Origin of the sequence: Mycolicibacterium cosmeticum (assembly GCF_000613185.1) — a bacterium.
In the GTDB taxonomy this organism is placed as follows: domain Bacteria; phylum Actinomycetota; class Actinomycetes; order Mycobacteriales; family Mycobacteriaceae; genus Mycobacterium; species Mycobacterium cosmeticum.
The window spans coordinates 29,465-55,779 of the sequence record NZ_CCBB010000002.1 but is presented as its reverse complement, the minus strand read 5'-3'; the positions used below and the strand labels follow the sequence as shown (position 1 = coordinate 55,779).

The 26,315-nt window shown below is 68.9% G+C and carries 28 protein-coding genes; 10 read left to right on the top strand and 18 right to left on the bottom strand.

What is annotated here, in order from left to right; genetic code table 11:
* Positions 1-39: 39 nt before the first annotated feature.
* Both BN977_RS15615 and BN977_RS15610 read right to left on the bottom strand, forming a co-directional pair.
* Positions 40-519, bottom strand: a complete 480-nt coding sequence (locus BN977_RS15615; protein ID WP_024455760.1) for a GtrA family protein — start codon at positions 517-519, stop codon at positions 40-42.
* A gap of 52 nt (positions 520-571) precedes the next feature.
* Positions 572-1,489, bottom strand: a complete 918-nt coding sequence (locus BN977_RS15610; RefSeq protein WP_024455761.1) for an SDR family NAD(P)-dependent oxidoreductase — start codon at positions 1,487-1,489, stop codon at positions 572-574.
* A 70-nt stretch (positions 1,490-1,559) separates the two neighbouring features.
* Between BN977_RS15610 and BN977_RS15605 the strand changes: the two genes are divergently transcribed.
* Positions 1,560-2,723: a GGDEF domain-containing protein gene (locus tag BN977_RS15605; RefSeq protein WP_051252063.1), complete on the top strand. Its 1,164-nt coding sequence runs from the start codon at positions 1,560-1,562 to the stop codon at positions 2,721-2,723.
* A gap of 7 nt (positions 2,724-2,730) precedes the next feature.
* Here BN977_RS15605 and BN977_RS15600 read toward each other — a convergent pair whose 3' ends face one another.
* From BN977_RS15600 to BN977_RS15590, 4 genes are all read right to left on the bottom strand, one after another.
* Complete coding sequence (locus BN977_RS15600; protein WP_024455763.1) at positions 2,731-2,964, bottom strand: hypothetical protein; 234 nt, start codon at positions 2,962-2,964, stop codon at positions 2,731-2,733.
* Positions 2,965-3,039: 75 nt separating this feature from the next.
* On the bottom strand, positions 3,040-3,192 hold the full coding sequence (locus BN977_RS32885) for a hypothetical protein (RefSeq protein WP_165576339.1): 153 nt from the start codon (positions 3,190-3,192) through the stop codon (positions 3,040-3,042).
* A gap of 171 nt (positions 3,193-3,363) precedes the next feature.
* Positions 3,364-4,173 carry a dienelactone hydrolase family protein gene (locus BN977_RS15595; RefSeq protein ID WP_024455764.1) on the bottom strand — a complete coding sequence of 270 codons (810 nt, stop codon included), beginning with the start codon at positions 4,171-4,173 and terminating at the stop codon, positions 3,364-3,366.
* A gap of 78 nt (positions 4,174-4,251) precedes the next feature.
* A complete protein-coding gene (locus BN977_RS15590; protein ID WP_036399428.1) occupies positions 4,252-5,871 on the bottom strand; it encodes a PucR family transcriptional regulator in 1,620 nt (539 codons plus the stop codon).
* 107 nt (positions 5,872-5,978) lie between these two features.
* On the opposite strand from BN977_RS15590, the gene BN977_RS15585 reads away from it, so the two are divergent.
* The 4 genes from BN977_RS15585 to lipE all read left to right on the top strand — a co-directional run bounded on the left by BN977_RS15585 (position 5,979) and on the right by lipE (position 10,775).
* A complete protein-coding gene (locus tag BN977_RS15585; RefSeq protein ID WP_036399426.1) occupies positions 5,979-7,472 on the top strand; it encodes a CoA-acylating methylmalonate-semialdehyde dehydrogenase in 1,494 nt (497 codons plus the stop codon).
* A gap of 13 nt (positions 7,473-7,485) precedes the next feature.
* Positions 7,486-8,868: an aspartate aminotransferase family protein gene (locus BN977_RS15580; RefSeq protein ID WP_036399424.1), complete on the top strand. Its 1,383-nt coding sequence runs from the start codon at positions 7,486-7,488 to the stop codon at positions 8,866-8,868.
* A gap of 186 nt (positions 8,869-9,054) precedes the next feature.
* On the top strand, positions 9,055-9,531 hold the full coding sequence (locus BN977_RS15575; protein WP_036399422.1) for a peroxynitrite isomerase: 477 nt from the start codon (positions 9,055-9,057) through the stop codon (positions 9,529-9,531).
* Positions 9,528-10,775 (top strand): lipase LipE, encoded by a 1,248-nt coding sequence (lipE, locus tag BN977_RS15570; protein WP_036399420.1) that lies wholly within the window; start codon positions 9,528-9,530, stop codon positions 10,773-10,775. Before BN977_RS15575 ends, lipE begins: the two co-directional genes overlap by 4 nt.
* On the opposite strand, the gene BN977_RS15565 is transcribed toward lipE, so the two are convergent.
* The 12 genes from BN977_RS15565 to BN977_RS15510 form a co-directional block, all read right to left on the bottom strand.
* Positions 10,772-11,524 carry an ABC transporter ATP-binding protein gene (locus BN977_RS15565; RefSeq protein ID WP_036399417.1) on the bottom strand — a complete coding sequence of 251 codons (753 nt, stop codon included), beginning with the start codon at positions 11,522-11,524 and terminating at the stop codon, positions 10,772-10,774. The genes lipE and BN977_RS15565 overlap by 4 nt on opposite strands.
* 16 nt (positions 11,525-11,540) lie before the next feature.
* Positions 11,541-12,314: an ABC transporter permease gene (locus BN977_RS15560; RefSeq protein ID WP_024451834.1), complete on the bottom strand. Its 774-nt coding sequence runs from the start codon at positions 12,312-12,314 to the stop codon at positions 11,541-11,543.
* Positions 12,311-13,135 carry an ABC transporter permease gene (locus BN977_RS15555; protein ID WP_051561577.1) on the bottom strand — a complete coding sequence of 275 codons (825 nt, stop codon included), beginning with the start codon at positions 13,133-13,135 and terminating at the stop codon, positions 12,311-12,313. The genes BN977_RS15560 and BN977_RS15555 overlap by 4 nt, the downstream gene beginning before the upstream one ends.
* Positions 13,132-14,199 carry an ABC transporter substrate-binding protein gene (locus tag BN977_RS15550; RefSeq protein WP_234709617.1) on the bottom strand — a complete coding sequence of 356 codons (1,068 nt, stop codon included), beginning with the start codon at positions 14,197-14,199 and terminating at the stop codon, positions 13,132-13,134. Before BN977_RS15550 ends, BN977_RS15555 begins: the two co-directional genes overlap by 4 nt.
* Before the next feature lie 147 nt (positions 14,200-14,346).
* Positions 14,347-14,766 carry an SRPBCC family protein gene (locus BN977_RS15545; protein ID WP_036399415.1) on the bottom strand — a complete coding sequence of 140 codons (420 nt, stop codon included), beginning with the start codon at positions 14,764-14,766 and terminating at the stop codon, positions 14,347-14,349.
* A 29-nt stretch (positions 14,767-14,795) separates the two neighbouring features.
* Entirely contained in the window at positions 14,796-15,236 is a 441-nt protein-coding gene (locus BN977_RS15540) for a PPOX class F420-dependent oxidoreductase (RefSeq protein WP_036399413.1), read from the bottom strand.
* Between the two features lie 46 nt (positions 15,237-15,282).
* Positions 15,283-16,047 carry an HpcH/HpaI aldolase family protein gene (locus BN977_RS15535; RefSeq protein ID WP_036399411.1) on the bottom strand — a complete coding sequence of 255 codons (765 nt, stop codon included), beginning with the start codon at positions 16,045-16,047 and terminating at the stop codon, positions 15,283-15,285.
* Positions 16,048-16,054: 7 nt separating this feature from the next.
* Positions 16,055-17,011 (bottom strand): aldo/keto reductase, encoded by a 957-nt coding sequence (locus BN977_RS15530; RefSeq protein WP_234709616.1) that lies wholly within the window; start codon positions 17,009-17,011, stop codon positions 16,055-16,057.
* Positions 17,011-17,838 (bottom strand): ATP-binding cassette domain-containing protein, encoded by an 828-nt coding sequence (locus tag BN977_RS15525; RefSeq protein ID WP_062660444.1) that lies wholly within the window; start codon positions 17,836-17,838, stop codon positions 17,011-17,013. The genes BN977_RS15530 and BN977_RS15525 overlap by 1 nt, the downstream gene beginning before the upstream one ends.
* The gene (locus BN977_RS15520) at positions 17,835-18,647 is read right to left on the bottom strand and encodes an ABC transporter ATP-binding protein (protein ID WP_051561576.1); all 813 of its coding nucleotides are present in this window, start codon (positions 18,645-18,647) and stop codon (positions 17,835-17,837) included. The genes BN977_RS15525 and BN977_RS15520 overlap by 4 nt, the downstream gene beginning before the upstream one ends.
* A gap of 1 nt (position 18,648) precedes the next feature.
* Positions 18,649-19,602 carry an ABC transporter permease gene (locus tag BN977_RS15515; RefSeq protein WP_036399406.1) on the bottom strand — a complete coding sequence of 318 codons (954 nt, stop codon included), beginning with the start codon at positions 19,600-19,602 and terminating at the stop codon, positions 18,649-18,651.
* Positions 19,599-20,534, bottom strand: a complete 936-nt coding sequence (locus tag BN977_RS15510; RefSeq protein ID WP_036400273.1) for an ABC transporter permease — start codon at positions 20,532-20,534, stop codon at positions 19,599-19,601. The genes BN977_RS15515 and BN977_RS15510 overlap by 4 nt, the downstream gene beginning before the upstream one ends.
* Positions 20,535-20,754: 220 nt before the next feature.
* On the opposite strand from BN977_RS15510, the gene BN977_RS15505 reads away from it, so the two are divergent.
* Genes BN977_RS15505 through pdxA form a run of 5 tightly spaced genes read left to right on the top strand, consistent with a single transcriptional unit; the run spans position 20,755 to position 26,312 of the window.
* Positions 20,755-22,338, top strand: coding sequence for an ABC transporter substrate-binding protein (locus BN977_RS15505; protein ID WP_407661196.1), 1,584 nt, complete (start codon positions 20,755-20,757; stop codon positions 22,336-22,338).
* A gap of 2 nt (positions 22,339-22,340) precedes the next feature.
* The gene (locus BN977_RS15500) at positions 22,341-23,525 is read left to right on the top strand and encodes a sialidase family protein (protein WP_234709614.1); all 1,185 of its coding nucleotides are present in this window, start codon (positions 22,341-22,343) and stop codon (positions 23,523-23,525) included.
* Positions 23,522-24,199, top strand: a complete 678-nt coding sequence (locus tag BN977_RS15495; RefSeq protein ID WP_109790236.1) for an SDR family NAD(P)-dependent oxidoreductase — start codon at positions 23,522-23,524, stop codon at positions 24,197-24,199. The genes BN977_RS15500 and BN977_RS15495 overlap by 4 nt, the downstream gene beginning before the upstream one ends.
* Positions 24,196-25,305, top strand: a complete 1,110-nt coding sequence (locus BN977_RS33280; RefSeq protein ID WP_165576338.1) for a four-carbon acid sugar kinase family protein — start codon at positions 24,196-24,198, stop codon at positions 25,303-25,305. The genes BN977_RS15495 and BN977_RS33280 overlap by 4 nt, the downstream gene beginning before the upstream one ends.
* Positions 25,302-26,312, top strand: coding sequence for a 4-hydroxythreonine-4-phosphate dehydrogenase PdxA (pdxA, locus tag BN977_RS33275; protein ID WP_036399397.1), 1,011 nt, complete (start codon positions 25,302-25,304; stop codon positions 26,310-26,312). Before BN977_RS33280 ends, pdxA begins: the two co-directional genes overlap by 4 nt.
* Positions 26,313-26,315: the final 3 nt, after the last annotated feature.

Here is a 26,315-nt window from a genome sequence, read left to right as displayed (position 1 = left end):
ATCAGGTGGAGATCGGCAGGAGATTCACGGCGGCCGCGCTCAGCGCCGGAACACCACCCAGCGCATGGCGCTGTACATGAAGACGGCCTCACCGCCGCCGGCGATGAGGCGCGCCAGGTGGTACTCCAGCCCGAACGAGGCCAGCGCGGTGGGCAGGGCAACGATGAAGGCCAGGTAGTTGGCGGCCACGACCACGACATAGATCGTTAGTTGCGGTCCGACCACCGCGTGCGAGCGGAAGTTCAGCGTCCGGTTCAGCACATAGCTCAGCGCGAACGCGCACACGTAGCCCACCGTCAGGGCGACCGGCAGGGGTGCACCAAACCCGCTGTGCAGCAAGGTCAGTATCGCCAGGTCCACCCCGAAGGTGAAGCTGTTGATCAGCGCGAAACCCAGAAGGGTGGGCGCCACGACGCGGTCGAGGCGCAGCGGCAGGCGCGCGGCGATGCGTTCACAGCAGCGGTGAAACCGGTCGGCGAGTCGGCCCGGGACCGTTGCTGGCGCCGATTCGACGGTCACCGCGCCACCATGACATCGTCAGATGTCCGTCCCGTTATGTGTCGGCAAACAATCAGCGCGCGGGCTCGGTCACCGAAAGTTCTGTGCCCGTTTCGTGTTCGGCGAATTGGACGATACGCGCCGCGGTCGCGTAATCGCAGGCCTGCGCCGAGCGGCCGATCAGCACCGGTCCGCCCCGCAGACCGAAACGGCCCTGCACGCCGACATAACTGCCCGGCGGGATCGGCTCGGTGATGCAGTACAACGTGGTGGCGGCACCGGCGTCGGCGTCGTTGGCCAGCACTCCGGCAACCAGCTTCACCCCGCGCTGCACGACCCCCAGCAGCGGGCCACCGCTGACCTGCGGCAGGTTCGAATCGACCCATCCCGGGTGGGTCAACTGGGAGACGACGGGCGAGCCCGCGGCCCGCAGCCGGCGGTCCAATTCCAGCCCCCACAGCATCACCGCGAGTTTCGACGCCGCGTACGAACCCATCACGGTCCACCTGTGGTGGCGCAGATGCAGGTCGTCCAGGTACAGGGTGGCCGACTTGTGCGCTTCGGACCCCACGGTGATGATCCGTTCCCGCACCCGATCGAGCAGCAGGTTGGTCAGGGCGAACGGCCCGAGCAGGTTGGTCGCGATGGTGGTCTCGAAACCGTCGACGGTCTCGGTCCGCTGCCGGGTCAGGGCGCCGGCGTTGTTGATCAGGATGTCGATCTCCGCGACGCCGAGGTCGTCGAGTCGGCCGGGGAAGGCCCGGACCGAGGACAGGTCGGCGAGATCGAGCCGGGCGACAGCGGTGTCACCCCCCATCTCGGTCGCCCGCTGCGCACCCAACTCGGTGTTGCGGACCGCCAGGATCACCCGGGCGCCGGCACCGGCGAGTGCCGTCGCCGTGGCCAATCCCACCCCATTCGTCGCACCCGTCACAACGACCCGTTTTCCGGTCAGGTCGCCCAGCCGTCCGGGCGTCCACTGCGATGTCATAGGCCGAGGCTAACCGGCCATTTCGCCCCTCGCCGAGGCGGCTGTAACTGGTACCGTTCGGTATGCCCCAGTGTTGCGGCCCGGCGCGATCGGGCATCTGATGCTTACCCCGGGACGCTGGCGGCACCGCGGCGATCACTACCAGTGGCTGACGTCATTCCTGGCGGCGCGCGATCTGCAGACCCTGACCTGCCGCGTGGTGGCGTGGAGCATCATCGGGCTGGGCGTCATCGCCTTGCCCGTCGCGGTGTCCACGTCCCAGTACACGGCGATGTCCGCACCGGTCGGCATCGCGATCGTCATCCTGTGCACCGGCGCGATGGCCGGTGTCTGGCTTCGCTCGGAGTGGCCGACGTGGCGGCAGTCGGTGTTCTGCGTCGTGCTCGGCACCCTGCTGATTGCGGCGTCATGCGTGCTGCTGCCCAATCCGATCCTGGCGCTGGTGGGTTCGACGGCGTTCGTCGTCACGACCGCGTACACGGTCTTCTTTCATTCCCGCCAACTGCTGCTGATCATCGGCGGCATCCAAGCGGCGACGCTGGCCAGCCTGGCGTGGCGGCTGTTCGTCGCCGACCCCGTGATGGCATTGTCGTCGGTCGCGCTGGTGCTGACCATCAACGCGACGGTGGCCTTCGCCTGCGAGCTCGCGCTCAAGATCGCCGGGTCGGAGATGAGCCACGGCGGCATCGAACCGCTCACCGGATTGCTGAACCGGCAGACGTTCTACGACGAGGTCGCCACCCTGATCGGTTCGCGGAGCCGGCGGGACGACCGGTATTTCGTCCTCATCGTCGCGAATCTGGACAGCTTCTCGCTCCTGACGGCCATGACGGGAAAGACCGGTGGCAACCGTGCCCGCGTGGCCATCGGGCAGCGCCTGCGCGAGACCGTGCGCGGCGACGCGGTGATCGGTCACCTCGGCGACTGTGAGTACCTGATCGCCGATGTGTTCACCCATGCCGATCCGTCGCCACTGGCCGACCGCATCCTGAGCACCATCAAATCGGCGCCGTTCCAGTTGACGGCGAGCCTGGGCGTGGTCAGCACACCGTTGCAACCGCTGGCCCGGCATACGTCGCACGACGTGCTCGACGAGTTGGTGACCATCGCGACCAACGCCATGTACGAAGCGCGTAAGGCCGGTGGCAATCAGTCCTGTCTGCTGGAGTCGCCGAAATTGGCCACCGTGCACGACGATCCGGAAGATCACCCCGATATCGGCCGCACGGCGTAAGCCGGGATCAGCTGCCCCAGCCGCGGGCGCCGTCCCAGCCGCCGCAGATGCCGTTGAAGCACCCACTGCCGAATCCACCCTGCTGTGGATTCCAGCCACCGCAGCCGTGCCAGCCGGGACCGCTGCCGCAGCCGCCGCCACCGCCGTGACCGTCCGGGCCACCGCTACCGGTGGGCTGGGCCACCACCGAGGTGACCGGCGCCGGCGCGATCGCGGCGGCACTCACGGCCGCCGCCGGCATGGCGAATGCCGCTGCGGCGCAAAGGGATACCGTCAGCCATCTAGGTGAGCGCAACATATCGCACCCTCTCTCGACTCAGCGAGTGGAACCGGGCAGCGGTTCGTTGACGACGATCTGCACGGGAACGTGTGGCCCGTCCTGCAGCAACATCACGGTCGGAGTGGCGATCGCCACCAGCGCGACCACGGACAGCAACGCCGCTTCCACGTAGCGCTTTATGGTTAGCATGACTAGATAGTCCTCCTAAGCAACGCGCCTGACAAGGCGTTTGTGAGTGAGGACACTCCGTCGCCCGATCTCCGGGTCCTTGTCACACCGGCGCGGTGATTCATACACCTGCCAACGCCAGGCGCCGGGCCGGTCATTCCTGCCGGCCCGCCCTCGAGGGGGACGGCGCGCTCAGGCGGTCAGCAGCCGGCTGCGGAACAGGTCGAGAACCTGATCGAGCGCGGCCCTGGTGGCCTGGCCGGGCTCGTCGATGAGGTGTTCGGTCAACACCGAGTGCGGGGTCAGCAGCGCATCGGGATTGGCGTCGGCATCCTCGAGCTCGACGGCGATGAACGCGTCACCGAGCTGCTCGCGCAGGAAGTCGAACCGTTCGGCGGGGACCATGCGGTCGGATTTGAACCGCAGACCCAGCACGGTGAGCCCCGCGGCGCAACGCTGTTTCACCACCGCCAGGTCTGCCGGCGAGATGTCGATCGAGCGCTTCTGCCGCGCGGTGAGCGCCATCGGCATCGACGGTTGCGACAGCACAGGCGCCAGCAACACGTCGTCGGCGGCCATCGCCAGGGCGTATCCCCCGGTGAAGCACATCCCGACCGCACCCACGCCCGGGCCGCCGCACCGTGCGTGCTCGGCCCGGGCCAGCGCCCGCAACCAGCTGATGACGGGGGACGTCCGCCCGGTGGCGAGCGTGACGAATTCCTTACTGACACATGCCGGCACCATGGTCCTGGCGAAACTGCCGAGTGCTGCCAGCGTGCTGCGATTCGGGTCGAAGCCGGGTTCACCGAACAGATGCGGAAGCACCGCCGTGCATCCCATGTCGGCGACCTTCCTGGCGAAGTCCAGCACCTTCGGGGTGATCCCGGGGATCTCGGCGATCACGATGACCGCGGGCCCACTGCCCTTCCGGAAGATCGACCGCGTGGTGCCCTCGTGGGTGAACTCGGTGTGCTCGAAATCGGCGAGATCGTCATTGGGCACCGCAGTGGTCCTCTCCCGTACCAGACACCGGCAATAGCGGTCACCATACCGTCGTCTCGACGCATCGGGCGTCGCGGCTCATGTGTACGGATCGATGATCTCGGCCCGCATCGGTTCGACGGCGGAACCGGCCGGGCGCCTGAGCTTCTGCGCGTCCAGCACCATCAGCGCCACGTGCAGCGACGTCCGCGATTCACCGTCGTCGAGTTCCACCCCCAGGGCGCCTCCGATCGTGGCCAGCCGCTTGTAGAGCGCCGGCCGGCTCATGTGCAGCCGGTGGGCCACCGCCGCTTTGTTGCCGGCCGAGCGCAGATACTCCCGCAGCACCTCCATATTCGCGGGGTCACCGGACAACAGTGCCCCGAGTTCGGTCTCGGCGAAGGCCTGCACGCGGTGATCGCTGCGCAGCAAGGAGATCAGTCCGCGCAACCGCACATCGGCCGCGCGGTAGTACGGGCGCGCCGGCTCGGCCATCGAGAGCGCCACCTCGGCGATGTGCGATGCCTCGGCCAGGCCGTGGATGGCGTCGATCACCCGCTCGACGGGCTCGGCGACCGCCAGCGCCGCGTCGGAAATGCCCTCCACGCGCCGGATTTCGCGGCGCAGATCGGTGCCGAGCGCCGCCAGCGCGGTGTCCGCCGAGCGGGCGACGCCCAGCGACAACACCAGACCGATCTCACCGTCGCGCCGCACCGAGAACAGTCCGGTATGCCCGGACGCGTTGACGGTGTGGGTGACGGTGTCCAGCAACGACACGTTGCGACGTTGCCCCGCAACGGGATCGGTGGCGGCCGGCCGCTCCACCCGGACGGTGGCCGGCACGTACCGCGCCGACGAGCGCAGCCCCAGCGCGTGCGCGCGGGCGGCAGCCTCGCGTTCGTCGGTGATCCGGCTGCGCAGCACATCGTCGAACAACCCGGTCTGGGCCTGGTGCGCCAGCCCGGAGCGGTCTCGCTCGATCATCCGGTGCAGGGCCAGCGCCACCCCGGCCCGTTCCAGCACCATCTGCGTGCGGGCCGCGTCGGCGGGCGGCCGCGGCACGATGAGCCGGCCCCATTCCTCGGTGCGCGGCCCCACCGCGGTCACGGCCCAGTGCTCGGTGTCCGCGCTGCGCCGGGATCGGCGCTCCCAGTCGTGCAGCAGGTCGGCGGTGTGCCCACGCGCCGACACCGCCAACACCCGGTGCGCCAGGTCCTCCAGCACCACGGGCTCGTCCAGCATGGCCGCGGCGGCGTCGACGATGCCGCCCACCGAGGCGCGCTTCATGCTGAGATCGGTGAACGTCTCGTGCACGCGGCGGTCGAAGTCCACCCGGTCGAACTGATCGGTGACGATCATCCGGTGCACCGCCTCGGTCACCTCGACGAAGCGGACCTGCCGGTGCAGCGCCACCAGGGCCAGGTCGAATTGCTCGGCGATCGCGCCGGTGCCGGCCGGTAGCTGATGCCCGCCGAGTTCGACGACCACGCCCAGCACCCCCGCCTGGGCCATGCCGCGCAAGTACCGGGCCGGGTCGGCGCGCAGAGCCGCTCCGGTGGTGAGCACCAGTTCCCCGCCCTGGACCAGGGTGGACAGGTCGGCCATATCGCTGACGTGCACCCAGCGGATCGGCTCGTCGAATCGCCGCGAGCTGAGGATCTCGGGCTCGCCTGCCTGCAGCACCGGCAGCCGGACGATATCGGCCACCGTGATGATCATTTACACATCGTAACGAGCACGCGCATTTCGGAGACGATTTGTAACGGTCGGTCGGGTGTCGGTGGCCACACACTGAGAGCACTCCGACAGAAAGAGAGCAGATCGCGATGCAAGCCACCGTTCAGCACTGGCGTGACGGCAAGTTCTTCGAAGGCACCTCGGGTGCGACGGCGCCGGTGACGAATCCGGCGACCGGTCAGGTCACCGGGCAGGTGGCCCTGGCCAGCGTCGAAGACGCCCGCGCCGTCATCGACGCCGCCGCCACCGCCTTCCCCGCCTGGCGCGACACCTCCCTGGCCAAACGCACCCAGGTGCTCTTCAACTTCCGCGAACTGCTCAACGCCCGCAAGGGCGAACTCGCCGAGATCATCACCAGCGAACACGGCAAAGTCGTCTCCGACGCCCTCGGCGAAGTGTCCCGCGGCCTGGAGGTCGTCGAATTCGCCTGCGGCATCCCCCACCTACTTAAAGGCGGGTTCACCGAAAACGCCTCCACCAAGGTCGACGTCTACTCCATCCGTCAGCCCCTGGGCCCGGTCGCCATCATCTCCCCGTTCAACTTCCCCGCCATGGTCCCGATGTGGTTCTTCCCCATCGCGATCGCCACCGGCAACACCGTCGTACTCAAGCCCTCGGAAAAAGACCCCTCGGCCTCCCTGTGGCTGGCCCAACTATGGGCCGAAGCCGGACTGCCCGACGGCGTGTTCAACGTCCTCCAAGGCGACAAGACCGCCGTCGACGAACTGCTCACCAACCCCAAGATCAAATCCGTGTCCTTCGTCGGGTCCACCCCGATCGCCCAGTACGTCTACGCCACCGGTACCGCCGCCGGCAAACGCGTCCAGGCCCTGGGCGGGGCCAAAAACCACGCCGTCATCCTGCCCGACGCCGACCTGGACCTGGCCGCCGACGCCATGGTCAACGCCGGTTTCGGCTCCGCCGGGGAACGCTGCATGGCCATCTCGGCCGCCGTGGCCGTCGGCCCCATCGCCGACGACCTGGTCGCCAAGATCGCCGAGCGCACCACCGGATTGAAGATCGGGGACGGCACCAAAGACTCCGACATGGGCCCCCTGGTCACCAAAGCCCACCGCGACAAGGTCGCCTCCTACATCGACGCCGGCGAAAACGACGGCGCCAAGGTCGTCGTCGACGGCCGCACCGTCCACCCCGACGGTGGTGCTGAAGGCTTCTGGCTGGGCCCCACCCTGCTGGACAACGTCACCCCCGACATGAGCGTCTACACCGACGAGATCTTCGGCCCCGTCCTCTCGGTGCTGCGGGTGGACACCTACGACCAAGCCCTGGAGCTGATCAACACCAACCCCTACGGCAACGGCACCGCCATCTTCACCAACGACGGCGGCGCGGCCCGACGCTTCCAAAACGAGGTCGAGGTCGGCATGGTCGGCATCAACGTCCCCATCCCCGTCCCCATGGCCTACTACAGCTTCGGCGGCTGGAAAGCCTCCCTGTTCGGCGACAGCCACGCCCACGGCACCGAAGGCGTCAACTTCTTCACCCGCGCCAAAGCCATCACCAGCCGCTGGCTCGACCCCTCCCACGGCGGCATCAACCTCGGCTTCCCCGAGAACAAGTGAGAGACTGCACGATATGACTGTCACCGAAGAGTCGACCCTGCTGCCCAACGGTCTGACCGTCGAGGCCGCGCGCGCCGAGGCCGCCCGCGCCTTCGAACTGGATCGCAAGCATGTGTTCCACTCCTGGTCCGCCCAGGCCGAGATCGCTCCGATGACGATCACCGCGTCACAGGGGTCCTACGTGTGGGACGGCGACGGCAACCGCCTGCTCGACTTCTCCTCACAGCTGGTGAACACCAACATCGGGCATCAGCACCCCAAAGTGGTTGCCGCCATTGCCGAACAGGCCGCCAAGCTCTGTACCGTCGCGCCGCAGCACGCCAACGCGGCGCGCTCGGAGGCCGCTCGGCTGATCGCCGAGCGCACCCCCGGTGAACTGGACAAGATCTTCTTCACCAACGGTGGCGCCGACGCCGTCGAGCACGCGGTGCGGATGGCCCGGCTGCACACCGGCCGATACAAGGTGCTGTCCCGGTACCGGGCCTACCACGGCGGCACCGAGACGGCGATCAACCTGACCGGTGACCCGCGGCGCTGGCCCAACGACCACGGCAACGCCGGGGTGGTGCACTTCTTCGGGCCGTTCCTATACCGCTCGCAGTTCCACGCCACCACCGAGGCCGAGGAGTCGCAGCGCGCGCTGGAGTATCTGGACCAGCTGATCCAGCTGGAGGGTCCGTCCACCATCGCCGCGATCATCCTGGAGTCCATCCCGGGCACCGCGGGCATCATGGTGCCGCCGCCCGGCTACATCGCCGGGGTGCGGGAGATCTGCGACCGCTACGGCATCGTGTTCATCGCCGACGAGGTGATGGCGGGCTTCGGACGTAGCGGAAAGTGGTTCTCCATCAACCACTTCGACGTGGTCCCCGACCTGATGACGTTCGCCAAGGGCGTCAACTCCGGCTACGTGCCGCTCGGTGGCGTGGCGATCAGCCCCGCCATCTACGAGACGTTCGCGCACCGGGCCTACCCGGGCGGGTTGACCTACTCCGGGCATCCGCTGGCCACCGCGGCCGCCGTCGCCACCATCAACGCGATGGCCGACGAGGGCATGGTGGACAACGCCGCCCGGATCGGCACCGAGGTCATCGGTCCCGGCCTGGCCGAACTGGCGGCCAAGCACCGCAGCGTCGGCGAGGTCCGCGGCGCCGGGGTGTTCTGGGCCGTGGAGTTGGTCAAGGACCAGCAGACCCGCGAGCCGCTGGCACCGTACGGCGGGTCCAGCCCGGCGATGAACTCCGTCATCGCCGCCTGCAAGGCCGGCGGCCTGCTGCCGTTCGCGAACTTCAACCGCATCCACGTCGTGCCGCCGTGCAACGTGTCCGCGGACGAGGTGCGCGAGGGTCTGGCGATCCTGGATTCCGCGCTGGACGTGGCGGACGCCGCGCTGTAGTTCGCATTCCGCCTGAGGCCCGCTCCGACCCGTCGGGGCGGGCCTCCGGTGTTCGGCGACAGTGTTCGGCGAGCGTGTTGGGCGCCGGCTACCCGTTGACATGGAACCCATGGCGCAGAAGTTCGAGAAGACCCCGCCCTCAGCGCCAAGTCAACCTGTGAGTCGCCACGCCGTAGGCTGGCGGGCGTGCCCGATCTTCATCCCGCAGTCGCCGTCCTGGCTCCCCTGCTCGGCACCTGGGCCGGACCCGGCGCGGGTGAATACCCGACCATCGAGCCGTTCGGCTATCTGGAGACCGTCACGTTCGGCCACGTCGGCAAGCCCTTCCTGACGTACTCCCAGCGCACCAAGGCCGCCGACGACGGCCGGCCGCTGCACGCCGAGACCGGGTACGTCCGGGTGCCGGCACCGGGCCGGGTGGAGTTCCTGCTCGCGCATCCGACCGGCATCGTGGAGGTGCTGGAGGGTTCCCTCGACGCCGAGCCACTGCGGATCGACGTCACCGCCACCACCATCGGCCGGTCGGCCTCCGCCAAAGAGGTGACGGCACTGGCCCGTTCGTTCGCACTGACCGATGACGAGCTGAGCTACACCGTGCAGATGGGTGCCGTGGGGCAACCGCTGCAGCACCACCTGTCGGCGACCCTGCGGAGGCAGTCATGACGACCACCACCCCACTCGACGGCCGGATCCGGGTACCCGCCGATCTCGACGAGGTGACCGACCGCGCGCCCGAAGACCACTCCGATATCGATCCCCGTGCGGTGGAACGGATCTGGGACAAGGCCCGGCACTGGTATCAGGCCGGGATGCAGCCCGCGATCCAGGTCTGCCTGCGTCATCGCGGCAAGGTGGTGCTCAACCGCGCCATCGGGCACGGCTGGGGCAACGGTCCCGCCGATCCCGTTGACGCCGAGAAGATCCCGGTCCGCACCGACACCCCGTTCTGCGTGTACTCGGCCGCCAAGGCGATCACCACCACCGTGGCCCACATGCTGGTGGAGCGTGGCACGTTCGCGCTGGACGACCGCGTCTGCGAGTACCTGCCCAGTTACACCAGCCACGGCAAGGACCGCACCACCATCCGGCATGTGCTCACCCACAGCGCGGGTATCCCGTTCGCCACCGGCCCGAAGCCCGACCTGCGGCGCATGGACGACAGCGAGTACGCCCGCGAGATGCTGGGCAGGATGAAACCGGTCTACCGGCCGGGTTTGGTGCACATCTACCACGGGCTGACCTGGGGCCCGCTGATGCGCGAGATCATCTCGGCGGCCACCGGTCGCAGCGTCCGCGACATCCTGCGCGACGAGATCCTCGCCCCGCTGCAATTCCGGTGGACCAACTATGGCGTTGCGCCCGAGGACGTTCCGCTGGTGGCACCCAGCCACGTGACCGGCAAGCCGCTGCCCCCGCCGATCGCCAGGGCATTCAAGCTCGCCGTCGGCGGGACACCGCAGCAGATCATCCCGCTGTCGAACACACCCGAGTTCCTGACCGGTGTCGTCCCGTCGTCGAACACCGTCTCCACCGCCGACGAGTTGTCCCGGTTCGCCGAGATGCTCTGCCGCGGCGGCGAACTCGACGGCGTACGGATCATGCGGCCGGAAACCCTGCGCGCCGCGACCCGGCAGGCGCGCCGCCTGCGACCCGACCTGGCGACCGGCCTGGCGCCGATGCGGTGGGGCACCGGGTACATGCTCGGGTCCAAGCGGTTCGGGCCCTTCGGGCGGGACGCGGCGAGCGCGTTCGGGCACACCGGGCTGACCGATATCGCCGTGTGGGCCGATCCCGAGCGGGCCCTGTCGGTGGCCGTGGTCAGCAGCGGAAAGCCCAGTGGTCACCCCGAGGCCAAGCGTTACCCCGCGCTGCTGGACACCATCAACGCCGAGATCCCGCGGGTCTAGACGTAGTGGGCGGAGGCCATCGCCTCGAGTGTCTCGAATCGGGCCAGCACCTCCGCCTGCAGCACCGCCACCGCGGGGTCGGATGCCTTACGCGGCCGGGGCAGGTCGACGTCGATGATCTCGTGGATCCGTCCGCCGGGGGCCAGCACCACGATCCGGTCCGATAGCTGCACCGCCTCGGTGACGTCATGGGTGACGAACATGACGGTGCGCCGCGATTCCAGCCAGATCCGCTCCAGGTGCTCCCGCAACGTGCGCGAGGTCATGGCGTCGAGGTGGCTGAACGGTTCGTCCATCAGCAGGACGTCGGGTTCGACGGCGAAGGCCCGGGCGATGCCGATGCGCTGCTGCTGGCCGCCCGAGAGCTGGCCGGGAAACCGGTTGGCGCAGTGGCCCAATCCGACCAGGTTCAGGTAGTGCTCGGCACGCTGCTGCCAGCCGTCGCGTTCGTGCTGGACGAAGCCGAGGTTGGCCATCACGGTGCGCCACGGCAGGAGCCGCGGATCCTGGAACACGTAGCCGACCCGGGCCTCATCGGCCCCGGAGCGCAACCCCACGCTGCCCGAGGTCAGCGTCTCGATGCCGGAGACGATGTTGAGCAATGTGGTCTTACCGCTGCCGGAAGGTCCGACGACTGAGACGAAGGTCTCGCCGGAGATGGTCAGGTCGACCTTGTCGATGACGCGCGTGACGTTCCCGCCCCGGTCGGTGTATTCCTTGACGAGGTCCCGGATTTCGATGGTGGCCATGGTGTTTCCTTTACGTTCAGGCGGTGCGCCAGCGGGTGGCGTACCGCTCGATGGGTCCGAGGATCAGCAGGTCGGCGATCACGAGCAGCAGAATGAACACCAGCACCCAGGCCAGAAAGCCGTCGAGCTGGTTGGCGTCATACCAGTAGCGGGACCGCCAGCCGACCCCGGAGGTGGAGCCGAACCATTCGGCGAGCAGCAGGCCGTTCCAGGCGCTCATGATCGCGAAACGCACTGCCGCCACGGTGGATCCGGCGACGGCGGGGGCGACGATCTCACGCAGCACGCGGGTCCGGGGGACCCCGAATGCCCGCGCCATCAGTACCAGTTCGGCGGGCACCGCCCTGGTCGCCTTGGCGATGTTGACGATGACGAACGGCAATCCGGACAGGAACACCGTCACCACCGGGGTCAGCCAGCCGAATCCGAACCACATCGTGGTCAGCAGCGCCCAGATCACGGCGGGGATCGCCAGGGCGGCGGCATTCAGATCGGAGAACGCGAGATCGGCGACCCGGGACAGCCCCATCAGGACGCCGATCGCGGCGCCCACGACCAGCGCGGCGACCAACCCGAGCAGGAACCGGTTCATGCTGATGGCCAGGTTGGTCCACAGTTCGCCGATGGCGGCTTCGGACCCCAACCGGCCGATGCTCTCAGACAGTGAGGGCACCCGGTTACCGACCAGCACGGCCAGTTGCCAGGCTCCGACGATGGTGGCGACGGCTGCCAGAACCGCTGCGGCCGTGGTGCTCTGGCCCCGCAGCTGTCGAAGGGTCACGGTGGTCATGCGATCTCCTTGCGCCATGCGAAGAACCGGGTTTCCAGGTGGGCCAGGCCGCGTTCGATCAGCACCATCGTGACGATGAACAGCGCGGTCCAGGCCAGCATGTCGGCCACCTGGAATTCCTGGTAGGCCTTGCGGATCATGAATCCGACGCCATTGCTGGCACCGAACACCTCGGTGAGGGCCTCGACCTTCCAGGCCATGGCGAATCCGTAACGGACACCGGCGAATACGAAGGTGGTCAGCGCCGGCAGGTAGAGGTGGCGCAGGATGTCGGTGCGGTTGCGCTGGAAGGCAGCGCACATGGCGAGCAGCTTGCCGTCCACCGACCGCACTCCCTCGGCCACGTTGATCGCGATGAAGGGAGTGGCCACCAAAGCCGACACCACGATCGGTCCGCCGGCACCGACACCGAAGATGAGCAGGCCGAACACCGCGTAGGTCAGGCCGGGCATGTTGCCCAGGACGAACAGCGGCAGTGAAAAGTAGGCCGTCATGAATGGTGAACGCCCCATGGCGAATCCGATGATCAGACCGGTCACCATCGCGATGGCGAAGCCGGCCGCGATCTTGCCGATGCTGGCGGCGAAATTGGTGAACGCCTCGCCCGAGACGACGATGCCGATCACCCGGTCGGCCACATCGGCGGGGTCGGGCAGGATCGGGTCGTCGACGATCACCGCGGCCAGCTCCCACAGCGCGAGCGCGGACAGCAGCGCCAGGCCGGAGACCAGCCAGCGCCGGTGTTGCAGCGGCACGCGGACGGGACGCCGGGCGGCGGGCGCTGCCGGCCGGACCTGTGCGTCCGGGAAGGTCTGGGTCACTGGCGGACTCCTTCGGTGGGCAGGAACTGCGGATCGGCGGTATCGCCAGCGATGACGCCGGTGCTGCGCATCAGGTCGAAGATCGAGCTCTCGTCGTCGGCCCACTTCTGACCGAAGCGGACTTCGTCGACCACCCAGTCATGTTGGGCCACATAGTCCTTCATGAACGCGATGTCCTCTTCGGAGGCGACGGCGAAGTGCTGCGGATACCGCTCGATCATGTCGTCGCGGTGCGCCTGCCATTCGGCCAGCCCGCGGTCCCACAGGTCCAGGAATGCCGACACCTCGCCGGGATGCCCGTCCACCCAGTCCTTGCGCGCGACGAAGACGTTGCCCATCGGGCCGTCGTGCCCGGGCGCCTTGAGTTCGGCGAACAGGTCGGCTGACGACTTGCCCTCGTACAGCGGGCGCACCGAGCCGTTGCGCAGCTCGCGCGCGGACAGGTCGGGATAGCAGATACAGGCGTCGATCTCGCCGCGCGCCACCAGGTTCGACAGGTTCTGGATGTCGGCGACCACCACGTCGAAATCGCTGGGCCGCTCGCCGGCGTCGACGAGGTTCATACCGTGCATCTGCTGGACCAGCGCGCTCCACACCAACGTGCCCGAGACCGTGGTGAACACACCGAGCCGGCGGCCCCGTAGATCCTCCAGTGAGCGGGCGGGGTCGTCGGCACGAACCAGGATGCGGCTGCGTTCGGCGTTGTAGCGACCGATGATGACGGTCTCGCGCCGGGTCTGTTCCTCCAGCGCGGGCACCTCGAAGGAGGCCGACGAGATGATGTCGGCGTGCCCGCCGGCGAACAGCCCGAATTCGTCCCAGGTGGCGCTGGTTTCGATGGAATAGCCGGTATCGCGTTCCCATTGCTCGATCACGCCGGTGTCGTGCATGTAGTCCCAGATCGGGTCCGGCGCGAAGGTGAACCGGATGACGCCGTCCTGCGCCGCTCGCGACGAGGCCGGCCCACCGAGTCCGGCCGAGCACGCCGTGGACACGGCGACGGTGATGACCGATGCGAACGCAACGGCGATCCTGACAAGTCGAGTTCCTGTGATGGCGATCACGAGTACACGATGACCGTGATACAGCCCACGCGACAATGTCCTGCCGAACACTCTTGTGCTGACCGCCATGTCGGTCGGAACACAGGCTCGGGAACGCACCTGGCGCGCCGGCCGGATCGACCCGCAGGACGGGTGGAGCGGCTGAGATCAGGCGCGCGACGCTGCCCGCACCAGCAACCGCAGCAACACCTGCGCGATCACCGCGAGGGGCGCCTTGACCAACGGGAACGAGGCCGTGGACGCGACGGTGTAGTCGATGCGGGTGCCGGTGCCCACCGGCGTCAACCGCACCTTACCGGTGTAGCCGGGAAACGGCGTCCCGGACAGCGCCTTGTAACCGAACACGTGCGGCGCCTCGAAGGTGACGACCTCCTCGACGATATCGGGCCCCGGCCCCGGCGTCTTGATCCGCCGGACGGCGCCGACCCCGTTGGGTTCGGGCGAGCCGGGCCGGCCCAAACTGACGCTGAGGCCCGGCACCCAGGACGCCATCCCGACGTGATCGGTGAGGGTGGCCCACACCGTGTCGATCGGTGCGGCCACGGTCGCCTGCGATGTCACATGCATGGGCCCAGGCTATCGCCCCGGGCGGCCGGTCAGCGCAGCTTCTCGCCGTACACGCGCTGCACCCGCAGCGCCATCAGCACGCGCCGGTCGGACACCATCACCGACCGGTACTCGTCCCAGTCCGGGTGTTCCCCGGCCGCGGCACGGTAGTAGTCGACCAGCGCGGCCACCTCCGGTCCGTCCGGATCGGTGCCCGGGCCGGTCAGCGTCACCGCGCCCTCGGCGGTGGCCCAGGCCCAGCCGTCGGCACTGGTCACCTCCAGCGCCGCCCGAGGGTCCCGGCGCAGGTTGGCGGTCTTGGCCCGGCCGTCGGTCATCGAGACGTAGATGACGCCGGCCGCTCGGTCGTAGAACGGCGTCACCGGGGACAGCTGTGGGAGGCCGTTGGCCTTGATGGTGGCCAGCACGCCGAGCCGGGCTTCGGCGAGCAGGGCATGCGGATCGAAGGTCTCGGGTGTGGAAGCGGTCACATCGGAGCGCAACCGTGCCGCCCGTGTCCCGTATTCCGGGTCGGGGCTACCCGCCCAGCGCGTCCTTGAGATGCCCGGCCGAGACCGCCTTGAGGTGGGTGACGTCCGAGGCGACCGAGGCGAAGGTGAAGCCCTGGGCCAGCCGTCGTGCCGCGGTCGCCCCGTCGGGGGTGTGGATGCCCGCGGCGATACCGGCCGCCGCGGCGGCCTCGCGCACCTTCTGCAGGGCGGCCTCGAACTCGTCGGCGACGGCGGGGTCGTTGGAGTGCGCACCACCGACGGCCAGCCGCAGATCCGACGGGCCGACGTAGACGCCGTCCAGGCCGGGCACGGCGCAGATCTCGGCCACCTCGGCCAGGCCGCGCGGGGTCTCGATCATCGCCAGCACGACGGTGTCCCGGTCGGCGTCGGCGGGCAGCGGCCCGATCCGCAGTTGGGAGCGCATCGGACCGTAGGAGCGGATTCCGTTGGGCGGGTAGGTCGCCGCGGCCACGGCGGCCGCGGCCTCGTCGGCGGTGTTGACGAGCGGGACGATCACCCCGGCGGCCCCGGCATCCAGCGCCCGCCCGATCGGGGTCGGATCGTTGGCTTCGACGCGGACCAGCCCCACCGGCCCGCCCGCGGCGTCGATGGCCGTCAGGCCGGCCAGCATGCCGGAGTAGCCGATCAGCCCGTGCTGCAGGTCCAGGGCCAGGTAGTCCCAGCCGACGTGCGCCAGCCACTCGTGCGCGACGGGACAGTCCAGCACCGACCAGTAACCCAGGATGCGTTCCCGGCGGCGCAGCCGGGCGGCGAATTCGTGTGCGCTCATCGTCGACCTATCGGTTGTAGTTCGGCATCGGGCCGCGCAGTGCCGCACCCACATCATCACAGGCTTCCACCACGTCGGCGGGCAGCGGTCCCTTCGCCAGCACCGCGATATTGGCTTGCAGATGGCCGACTTTCGAGCCGCCGAGCAGGATCGGCCCGGTCACCGGCTTGGACAGCAGCCAGCGCAGCGCCAGTTCGGTCAGCGGCACACCGGCCTTCTCGGAGATCACCGACAGTGCCTCGATCGCCTCGAAAATCGCAGTGTTCCAGTAGCGCTGCTTGTACATCTGGGCCAACCGGGACGTTCCGAACCGTCCGTCGGCGGGGTCGGCGTCGAACGTGTGCCGCCCGGTCAGCAATCCACCTCCGAGCGGGTTGTACACCATGGTGGTCAACCCGGTGACCGCGGCGAACTCCGCGTACTCGTCCTCGATCCGGCGCGCCAGCAGGTTGTAGAGCTGTTGGGCGACCAGCGGCCGCGGCGCCCCCACCTCGTCGGCGAGGTGGTTGATCTCGCCGATCTGCCACGCCGCGTAGTTGGACACCCCCAACGCGCCGATCTTGCCTTCCTTCACCAATTCGGCGACGGTGGACAGGGTTTCGGCCAGCGGTGTGTCGCGGTCGGGTTGATGCAGGTAGAACAACTCGACGTGGTCGGTGCCCAGACGGGACAGGCTGCCTTCGATGCTGGCACGCAATCCGGCGGCCGACAGCGGCGCGTGCCCGCCCGCATCCGGGTGCGGCATCCCGGCCTTGGTGGCCAGGGTGACCCGGTCCCGCCGCTCCTTGAGCAGCCCGGACAGGATGCGTTCGGTCTCGCCGCCCGCGTACCCGTTGGCGGTGTCGACGTGGGTGATACCCGCATCCAATGCCGCGTCGAACATCCGTTGGGCGCCCACGGTATCGACGGTGTCGCCGAAGGTCATCGTGCCCAGGACGAGCGGGGACAACTGCAGGTCGGACACTATGCGACTCCCTGTTCCTGGTTGATACGCAATACGTTTCGTGGTTTGACGCCGACCATGGCGGTCGGGTCCAGCGCCGCCGCGCGCAAAGCGCGGGTGTAGGACTGCTGCGGATGCGCGAGCACTTCGGCGCTCGCGCCTTGCTCGACGATGGCGCCGCCCCGCATCACGATGATGCTGTCACTGATTTCGCGCACCACCCCGAGATTGTGCGTGATGAACAGGTAGGTCAGGCCGGTGTCGCGTTTGATCTCGCGCAGCAGGCCGAGCACCTGCGCCTGAACCGACACGTCCAGTGCGCTGGTCGCCTCGTCGCAGACCAGCAGGTCGGGTCCACTGGCCAGGGCGCGGGCGATCCCGATGCGTTGCCGCTGTCCGCCGGAGAACTCGGCGGGCTTGCGGTGCAGCGCCGTCGAGGGCAACCCCACCCGGTCGATCAGTTCCGCGGCCCGCTGCCGGCGCGCGGCACGGCTGCTGATGCCCTGCAGGCGTAGCGGTTCGGCGACGATGTCGACGGCATCCAGGTGCGGGTCCAGCGATCCGTACGGGTCCTGGAACACCATCTGGATGCGCGACCGCAGCGGCCGCAGGGCGCGCTCGGACAGCGCCGCTATATCGGTGCCGTCGAACACGATCCGGCCCGACGTCGGGGTGAGCAGGCGGACGATGGCCTTTGCCAGGGTCGACTTGCCGCAACCCGACTCCCCGACGACGGCCAGGGTGGTGCCGCGCTGCACGGTGAAGCTGACGGCGTCGAGCGCGCGGAACACGCCGTTGCCGTTGGGGTATTCGACGACCAGGTCCGTCACCGTCAAGAGCTCGCTCATGCCGGAACTCCGATCGTGGCCGCATTGTCCAGCCGCGGTACCGCGGCCAGCAGCCGCTGGGTGTACTCGGTTTGGGGGGCGCGCAGCAGTTCCTCGGCGGCTCCGCCCTCGACGAACCGCCCGTTGCGCATCACGAAGATACGGTCCGACATCAACCGCGCCACCCCGAGGTCGTGGGTGATCAGCAGCATGCCGATACCCGTGCGCTCCTGCAGTTCCAGTAACAGGTCCAGGATGCTGGCCTGCACGGTGACATCGAGTGCACTGGTGGGTTCGTCGGCGACGATCAACTCCGGCCCGGCGGCGAGCGCGGCCGAGATCAGCACCCTCTGCAGCTGACCGCCGGAGAGCTGATGCGGGTACTTGCCGAGTTGTTCGGCGGGGCGCGGGATCTTCACCTGTTCGAGCAGTTCCACCGCGCGCTCGCGCTGCCGGGCCCGGCCGCTGACACCGCTGTGCCGGATGGCGTCACGCAGCTGTGCGCCGATGGTGTGCACGGGGCTCAGCGCCGTCATCGGATCCTGCGGAATCAGGGCGATATGCCGACCGCGAACGGCACACAGCGCCCTGTCGTCCCCCAGGATGGGCCGGCCCCCGAAGGTCGCCGACCCGGACAACACGGCCAGGTCCGCCGGCAACAGCCCGAGGATGCCCATCGCGGTGGTGGACTTCCCCGATCCGGATTCGCCGATGATGGTGACGGTTTCACCGGCCTCGATGTCGAAGGACACGCCGTCCACGGCGCGGATCACGCCCGCCGCGGTGATCAGCTCGATCTGGAGTTCCTCGACGCAGAGCAGTTTCGCCATCTCAGGCCGCCTTCTTTCGGAGCGAGAACCGGCTCAGCAGACCGGTTTTGGGGAAGCCGGCGTGATCTCGCAGGCCGTCGCCGAGCAGATTCACCCCGACCACCAACAGCGCGATGGCCAACCCGGGGAGGGTGACCAGCCACCACGAGGTGGTGACGTAATCCTGGCCGTCGGAGATGATGCGGCCCCAGGTGGCGAACGGGCGCTGCGGGCCGGCACCGAGGTAGCTCAGCGCGCTTTCCAGCAGCACCGCCTGCGCGAGCAGCAGCAGTACCACCAGAGAGACCTGCTTGACGATGTTCGGGATGATGTGGCGCAGCAGGATCGCGGTGCGCCCGAGGCCCAGTACGTGCGCGGCCGCCACATAGGGTTTCTCCCGCTCCACCAACGTCAAGGACCTTGTCAGGCGCGCGATCTCGGGCCACTGCGCAATGGCGATGACGAAGGTGATGACCGGGATGGACGGCCCGAACAGGGCCACCACCAGGAGCAGCATCATCAGCAGTGGCAGCGACAGCTGGGCTTCCAGCAGGCGGCTGACCACGGTGTCGACCCAGCCACCGCGATAGCCGGCGAGGGCGCCGAGCGTCAAGCCGATGAGGCCGGACACCACCACGGCCAGGATGCCGATGGCCAGGGACACCTGCCCGCCGTAGAGCACCCGGGCCAGCAGGTCGCGGCCCAGCTGGTCGGTGCCGAACAGGTGCCCGTCGGTCAGGGGCGGCAGCCGGCGGGCGGCCAGGTCGGTGGCGTCCGGCGAGGGCACCGGCAGGATGCGGGCAAACGCCACCGGCAGTATCACGATCAGGGCGGCGATGCCGCCGATCCAGATCTTGACCCGGCTGTCCCTGGCCCGGCGCGTGGCACCGGCGCGCGCGATATCACGCGCGGTGACGGCCGACGGGCGCTCCTGGGTGGGGGTCGGATAGACGATGGTGGCCGGCGATGCGGTCATTTGGCGGTTCCCTTCCCGAGCCGTACCCGCGGATCGAGCACCGGATAGCAGAGGTCGACCACCAGCTGCACCAGCACCGCCAGCACGGCGGTCACCAGCACGGTGGCCTGGATCAGCGGATAGTCCCGGGTCTCCAGCGCGCGGACCACCAGCGAGCCGACACCGGGCCAGGCGAACACCACCTCCACCACGACGACACCGTTGAGCATCGACGCGAATCGGGTGCCGAGCGCGGTGAGCACCGGGATGGCCGAGTTACGCATGGCGTACCGCCAGATCAGTTCGCGCTCGGAGACCCCTCGGGCCCGGCCCACGATGATGTAGGGCGAGTTGAACGCGCCGACCATCTCACGGCGCACCATCCGCGAGATCAGCGCGACCTGCAGCACCGCGATGGTGACCGTCGGCAGCACCAGGCTGGACCAGGTGGTGAAACCGGCGGCCGGGAACACCGGGATGAGCACGGCGAACAGCGTGATGAGCATCAGCCCGGTCCAGAAGTCCGGCATGGACTGCCCGGTGATCGTGACGGCGTTGGCGGCCAGTTCGCGACGGGTGTCGGCCCGGCGGGCCATCCACACCCCCAGTGGCACCGCCACCGCGGTGGTCAGCAGGATCGCGGCGACCGACAGCGTGATCGTGTACGGCAGCCGGCCCAGCACGACGTCCAAGGCCGGGGCCTGGAACGAGTACGAGGTGCCCAGGTCCAGGTGCAGCATTCCCTGCAGGTAGCGCAGGTACTGGATGAACAGCGACTCGTCGAGCCCCAGATCGGTGCGGATGCGGGCCAGGTCTTCGGTGGTGGCCAGCGGCCCGGCGATGGCGTCGGCCGGGTCCCCCGGCGCCAACCGGATCAGGACGAACACCGTGGTGAGGGTGAGGAACACGGTGAGCAAGCTCTGCCCCAGCCGCCGGATGATGTATCTCGGCATGGCGGCGGTGAACCAGCGGCGCGCGGGCCGGCGGGCCGGTGCGTCGAGCTGTTGGGTCATCGAGACGTCCTTCGTCGAACGAGGAGGTGCTGTTACTCAGCTCACAATGTCACGCCTGCGTGTTTTGCGCAAGTATGCGCAGTCGATTGCGCGTTGTGCGCATTAGGGCGTAGAGTTCGGTTGTGTCAGCCGTCACAGCAGAGTCTCGCCCGGAGGGTCGATGATGACCAAACCCGTTCTCCAACGGCAGTTTTCGCGCCGCAACCTGCTCCGGTCCGGGGTGTTGCTGGGTGCGGGCCTGGCCGTCGGTTCGGCCGCCGCCGGGTGCGCCACCCCCACCGGCCGGCCGGGTCCCACCACGATCAGCCTCGCCATGAACCGGTCCATGACCACCCTGGACAACAAGCTCCTGCAGTACGACGCCGCGCTGACCGTGCAGCGCGCCGTGCGCCAGGCGCTCACCGAGATCGACGAGAACCTGCGCCCGCGGCTGGTGCTCGCCGAGGAGTTCCGGCTCACCACACCCACTCAGTGGTTCGTCCGGCTGCGCCGCGGTATCCGCTACTCCGACGGATCGCCGGTACAGGTCGAAGACGTCGCGACCGCCCTGCAGATGTACAGCCAGGTGCACGGCGGGTTCGTCGGCGGCTTCTTCCCCGAGTGGCCGACCGTCGCGAAAATCGACGCCACCAGTTTCACCTTGAACACCCAACGCCCGGTTCCGGTGCTCGACTACCTGATGTCCAACATCCTCGTCACCCCCGCTGCGGCCAACCGGCCGGAGGATCTGCAGGGTGGCGTGGGCACCGGGCCGTTCATCGTCACCGCGGCCGACCGCGGGCTGGGCAACTACAGCCTGGAACGCAACGTCAACTACTGGGGTCCGCGCCCGTCGGTCGAGTCGGTCCGGGTGCGGTTCATGCCCGACGAATCCAGCCGCGTGGTGGCGCTGCGCAGTGGCGAGGTGGACGTCATCGACTCCATCACGCCGGACTCCACCGATCAGCTGGCCGGATTGACCGGTGTCGCAGTGGATCATGCCGACGGGGTGCGGCTCAATCAGCTGTTCTACAACTTCCGCAAGCCGCCCGGCGCGCCGACCGCCGATGTCCGGGTGCGCCGTGCGCTCACCTACGCCATCGACGGCACGTCACTGATCGACAACGTGCTGCAGAAATCGGCCACCGCCTCCAAGGGTGTCATCCCGCTGAGCCTGGACGGCGCCGTAGAGACCGGCGAGTACACCTACGACCCGGACCGGGCCCGGCACGAGCTGGACGCGCTCGGCCTGCGTGACCTGTCGCTCAAGATCATCTGGGAGAGCGGGGAATTCGCGGCCGACACCGACATCATGGAATCGGTGGTGCAGATGCTGTCGGCCGTGGGTGTGCGCGCCACCCTGCGCCAGTTCGAACCCGGCGGCGATATCGCCCAGTGGCGCCAGGGCCGTGCCGGTGACTGGGACGTCCTCGGAAACGGCTTCCCCAGCCCGACCGGGTTGGCACTGACCATCATGCAGGGCATGTACGCGGGCACGCAGGAGAAGGAGAAGACCCGCGATACCTACCACGGTTACCTGTTCCCGGAGATCACCGCCCAGATCACCAGAGCTTCGGAGGAACCGGATGCGGAGCGCCGCGCCGAACTGCTGGCCACGGCGCAGCACGACATCTGGAAAACCTGCCCGATGCTGTGGTCGTTCGTGCCGAAGGCGGTGCTCGGCAGGCGATCGCGCATCGACGGGATTGCGCTGCGCCCCACCAACTCCTACAACCTGGCCACCGTGTCACTGAAGGGCGACTGACCGTGGACACCGTATCGCTGCGCACCGACGGGATCGTCCGCGCGACCGCCGAGCCCGGCCGCCGTGACGCCCTACTGCCCGCGCCGCGGGTGCAGAACCATGCCGCCAATCTGGCGGTGCTGCCCGACGGCACGCTGGGTTGCGTGTGGTTCGCCGGCACCCAGGAGGGTGTCCCGGATATCGGGGTGTGGTTCTCCCGGCTCGCCGACGGGGTGTGGTCACCACCCGTCGCACTGTCGGACGACCCGACCCGGTCGGAGCAGAATCCGATTCTGTACGTGCATGATTCGCACCACGTTTGGCTGCTGTGGACCTCACAGCACGCCGGTAACCAGGACACCGCGCGGGTGCTGCGCCGCATCTCCTCCGACGGCGGGCACAGCTGGGGCGAACCGCATGTGCTGCTGCCGGAGACCGAGGAGGGCGGGGTGTTCGTCCGCCAACCCCTGGTCCGGTTGCCCAGCGGACGGCTGCTGCTGCCGATCTTCCACTGCGTGCGCGTCCCGGGACAGCGCTGGGTGGGGGACCAGGATTACAGCGGCGTGATGATCTCCGACGACGACGGCGGCACCTGGCGCGAGGTGGTGGTGCCCGACAGCACCGGGGCGGTGCACATGAACATCGGGCGGCGCTGCGACGGCAGTCTGGTCGCGCTGTATCGCAGCCGCTGGGCCGATTTCGTCTACCGCAGCGTCTCCACCGACGACGGCCAGACGTGGTCGGCACCGCAGCCCACCGAACTGCCGAACAACAATTCGTCCATCCAGTTCGTGGTGCTGCCCGATGACCGGCTGGCCCTGGTGTGCAACGAATCCAGCGCCGCCGATGCCACCGCACGGCGCACATCGCTCTACGACGAGATCGACGACGACGGCCTGGCCGCCGACGGGCCGGCCCCCGCGGCGCAGGTACCTGTCGACGGCGACTCCCGCACCGCGTTCTGGGGTGCACCGCGCGCCCCGATGACGCTGGCGCTGTCCGACGACGGTGGACTGACCTGGCCGGTGCGTCGCAATCTGGAAGTCGGTGACGGGTACTGCCTGTCCAACAATTCCCGGGACGGCCTGAACCGGGAGTACTCCTACCCGAGCATCACCACCGCCGGCGACACCCTGCACATCGCGTTCACCCGGTTCCGCCAGGCCATCGAGTACGTCGAGGTCGGCCCGGCATGGATGCCGACATGACCGGCACGGCGGTGGTCACCGGCGCCAGTTCCGGTATCGGCGCCGCCGTGGCGCGCCGCCTACTCGACGACGGCTGGCACGTCATCGGGCTGAGCCGTCGGGTGCCGGATATCCGGCACACCGGCTTCGACTCCGTCACAACGGATCTCGGTGATCTGGATGCGCTGCGCGGGTGGGCGCGCGACCTCGGCGCGGTCGACGCCGTCGTCCACGCGGCGGGGTTGCAGTACTCGGCGCCGCTCGGTGCGCTGGATCCCGCCCACGGGCTGCGGATGTGGCGCATCCACGTCGGTGCGGCCGAGGCGCTCGTCGACGCGCTGGCGCCGATGTTGCCCGACGGCGCCCGGGTGGTCCTGATCGGCAGCCGCACCATGACCGGGAATCCCGGCAAGAGTCAGTACGCCGCAACCAAGGCCGCGCTGGTGGGGATGGCGCGGTCCTGGGCGGCCGAACTCGCCGGCCGCGGCATCACCGTCAACGTCGTCGCCCCGGGCCCCACCGACACCCCGATGCTGGCCGACCCGGCCCGCTCGCACACCCCACCGAAACTGCCGCCGCTGGGCCGGTTCATCGATCCGGCCGAGGTGGCCGGACTGGTCGCGTTCCTGCTCGGCCCGGACGCCCGCAGCATCACCGGCCAGACCATCGTGCAGTGCGCGGGGGCGTCGCTGTGACCGGCACCATCGCCGTGCTGGCCGACGACCTCTCCGGGGCGGCCGAAACCGCCGCGGCGTTCCTCGACCGCGGCATCCCGGTCACCTTGTGCCTCGCGGCCGGGGCTGTCCCGGCCACCGGGGTCACCGTGTTCGACCTGAACACCCGCACCATGACGGCACAGGACGCCCGGCGGGTGCACCGCGCGACCCTGACTGGGCTGGCACCGGATGTGTTGGTGGTCAAGAAGATCGACTCGTTGTTGCGCGGCAATGTGCGCGCCGAGGTCGACGTGCTGGCCGAGCGCGGCCCGGTGGTGGTCGCGGCCGCCCTGCCCGCGCTGCGCCGCAGCGTGATCGGCGGGGTGTTACACGTCGACGGGGTGCCGTTGCACCGCACCGACGCGTGGGCGGCCGAATCCGGTGCACCGCCGCACTCCCTGGCCGAGCTGCTCGGGCCCCATGTCACCGTCCGCGACGCCACCAGTGACGGCGACCTCGACACCATCGTGCGCTCGGTCGCACCGGGCACCCAGTTGGTCGGAACGTCGGCGCTGGCCGCCGCGCTGGCCCGCACCCTGCCGGAGCAGGCACCTGCCCTCGCGTGCCGGGCGCCGTCGGCCGGCCTGCTCGCCGTGATCGGCACGGCGCATCCGCACGCGGCCGAACAGGTTCGCCGGCTGGTCGGCACCGGTGTGCGGCACGTGCCGCTGGCTGCCGGTGACTTGCTCAGCGGTGCCGCCGATCCCGCCGATGTGTGCCGCGCCCTCGAGGCGGGACCGGCGGTGGTCACGGTGGACGGCGAAGTCCGGCCCGAACACGCCAGCGAATTATCCTGCGTCATCGGGCGTTTGGTGGCCTCTGCCCTGCCCGCCCTCGGCGCTCGGCGGCCCGACCTGATTCTGACCGGTGGGGAGACCGCCCGCGCGGTCGTCGACGCCCTCGGTCTCACCGATCTGCGGCCCATCCACCAGGTGCACCACGGTGCGGTGGTGTCGGTCGCATCCGACGGGCGCAGCGTCGCCACCCGTCCTGGCAGTTTCGGCGACGGCGACAGTCTGGTCGCCATCGCCGACTATCTGGCCAGTCCCCAGCATGTCCACCCCCAATTGAAGGACAATTCATGACAGGACTTCCCGTTGTCGCCGTGACCATGGGCGACGGTGCCGGTATCGGCCCGGAGGTGATCGTGCCCGCGCTGCTGGAGCCGGCCACCCAGTCCCGCTGCAATCCCGTCGTGATCGGCGATGCCAAGCGGCTGGCGCAGGCGGCCGCCCTGCTGGGCAGCACGGCCGAGATCGTCACCGTCGCCACCGTGGCGGACGCCCGCCAGCTGCCCGGCCGCATCAACGTCATCGACCTGGACCTGCTGCCCGACGACCTGCCCTGGGGACAGTTGTCGGCGGCGGCCGGGCACGCCGCCTATGAGTACATCCGGGTGGCCAGCGAATTGGCGGTGCGTGGCGAGGTCCAGGCGATCTGCACGGCACCGTTGAACAAGGAGGCGCTACACGCGGCCGGGCACGTGTTCCCCGGGCACACCGAACTGCTCGCGCATCTCACCGGCACCGAGGAGGTGTCGATGATGCTGTCCACGCCCAAGCTCAAGGTCATCCATGTCACCACCCATATCGGCCTGATCGACGCCGTCCGGCGGATCGAGCCGGGACTGGTCGAGCGCACCGTGCGCCGCGGCCACGACGCCCTGGTGCGCGCCGGCAACCCGGACCCCAAGATCGGGGTGTGCGGCATCAACCCGCATGCCGGGGAGAACGGCCTGTTCGGGTACGGCGAGGAGGAGAAGAAGATCATCCCCGCCGTCGAGAAATTGGTCGCCGACGGGATCGACGTGCACGGTCCGCTGCCCGCCGACACGGCGTTCTTCCTGGCCGGACGTGGCGATTACGACCTGATCGTGGCGATGTACCACGACCAGGGGCACGGCCCCGTGAAGGTGCTCGGCATCGAGGCCGGGGTCAACATCACCGTTGGTCTGCCCGTGATCCGCACCTCGGTGGATCACGGCACGGCTTTCGATATCGCGGGCAAGGGTATCGCCGAGGCCGGTAGTATGGTCGAAGCTCTTCGGCAGGCCGCCGAATTGGCAAGCAGCACAACGACTGTCAAAGGATAGGGA

What these genes read in the sequence shown, in the direction of transcription:
- BN977_RS15610 (WP_024455761.1), bottom strand. Translation starts at nt 1,489, where the DNA reads ATGACATCGCAGTGGACGCCCGGACGGCTGGGCGACCTGACCGGAAAA.
- BN977_RS15600 (WP_024455763.1), bottom strand. Translation starts at nt 2,964, where the DNA reads ATGCCGGCGGCGGCCGTGAGTGCCGCCGCGATCGCGCCGGCGCCGGTC.
- BN977_RS32885 (WP_165576339.1), bottom strand. Translation starts at nt 3,192, where the DNA reads ATGCTAACCATAAAGCGCTACGTGGAAGCGGCGTTGCTGTCCGTGGTC.
- BN977_RS15590 (WP_036399428.1), bottom strand. Translation starts at nt 5,871, where the DNA reads ATGATCATCACGGTGGCCGATATCGTCCGGCTGCCGGTGCTGCAGGCA.
- BN977_RS15585 (WP_036399426.1), top strand. Translation starts at nt 5,979, where the DNA reads ATGCAAGCCACCGTTCAGCACTGGCGTGACGGCAAGTTCTTCGAAGGC.
- BN977_RS15580 (WP_036399424.1), top strand. Translation starts at nt 7,486, where the DNA reads ATGACTGTCACCGAAGAGTCGACCCTGCTGCCCAACGGTCTGACCGTC.
- lipE (WP_036399420.1), top strand. Translation starts at nt 9,528, where the DNA reads ATGACGACCACCACCCCACTCGACGGCCGGATCCGGGTACCCGCCGAT.
- BN977_RS15565 (WP_036399417.1), bottom strand. Translation starts at nt 11,524, where the DNA reads ATGGCCACCATCGAAATCCGGGACCTCGTCAAGGAATACACCGACCGG.
- BN977_RS15560 (WP_024451834.1), bottom strand. Translation starts at nt 12,314, where the DNA reads ATGACCACCGTGACCCTTCGACAGCTGCGGGGCCAGAGCACCACGGCC.
- BN977_RS15545 (WP_036399415.1), bottom strand. Translation starts at nt 14,766, where the DNA reads ATGCATGTGACATCGCAGGCGACCGTGGCCGCACCGATCGACACGGTG.
- BN977_RS15535 (WP_036399411.1), bottom strand. Translation starts at nt 16,047, where the DNA reads ATGAGCGCACACGAATTCGCCGCCCGGCTGCGCCGCCGGGAACGCATC.
- BN977_RS15525 (WP_062660444.1), bottom strand. Translation starts at nt 17,838, where the DNA reads ATGAGCGAGCTCTTGACGGTGACGGACCTGGTCGTCGAATACCCCAAC.
- BN977_RS15520 (WP_051561576.1), bottom strand. Translation starts at nt 18,647, where the DNA reads ATGGCGAAACTGCTCTGCGTCGAGGAACTCCAGATCGAGCTGATCACC.
- BN977_RS15515 (WP_036399406.1), bottom strand. Translation starts at nt 19,602, where the DNA reads ATGACCGCATCGCCGGCCACCATCGTCTATCCGACCCCCACCCAGGAG.
- BN977_RS15510 (WP_036400273.1), bottom strand. Translation starts at nt 20,534, where the DNA reads ATGCCGAGATACATCATCCGGCGGCTGGGGCAGAGCTTGCTCACCGTG.
- BN977_RS15505 (WP_407661196.1), top strand. Translation starts at nt 20,755, where the DNA reads ATGATGACCAAACCCGTTCTCCAACGGCAGTTTTCGCGCCGCAACCTG.
- BN977_RS15495 (WP_109790236.1), top strand. Translation starts at nt 23,522, where the DNA reads ATGACCGGCACGGCGGTGGTCACCGGCGCCAGTTCCGGTATCGGCGCC.
- pdxA (WP_036399397.1), top strand. Translation starts at nt 25,302, where the DNA reads ATGACAGGACTTCCCGTTGTCGCCGTGACCATGGGCGACGGTGCCGGT.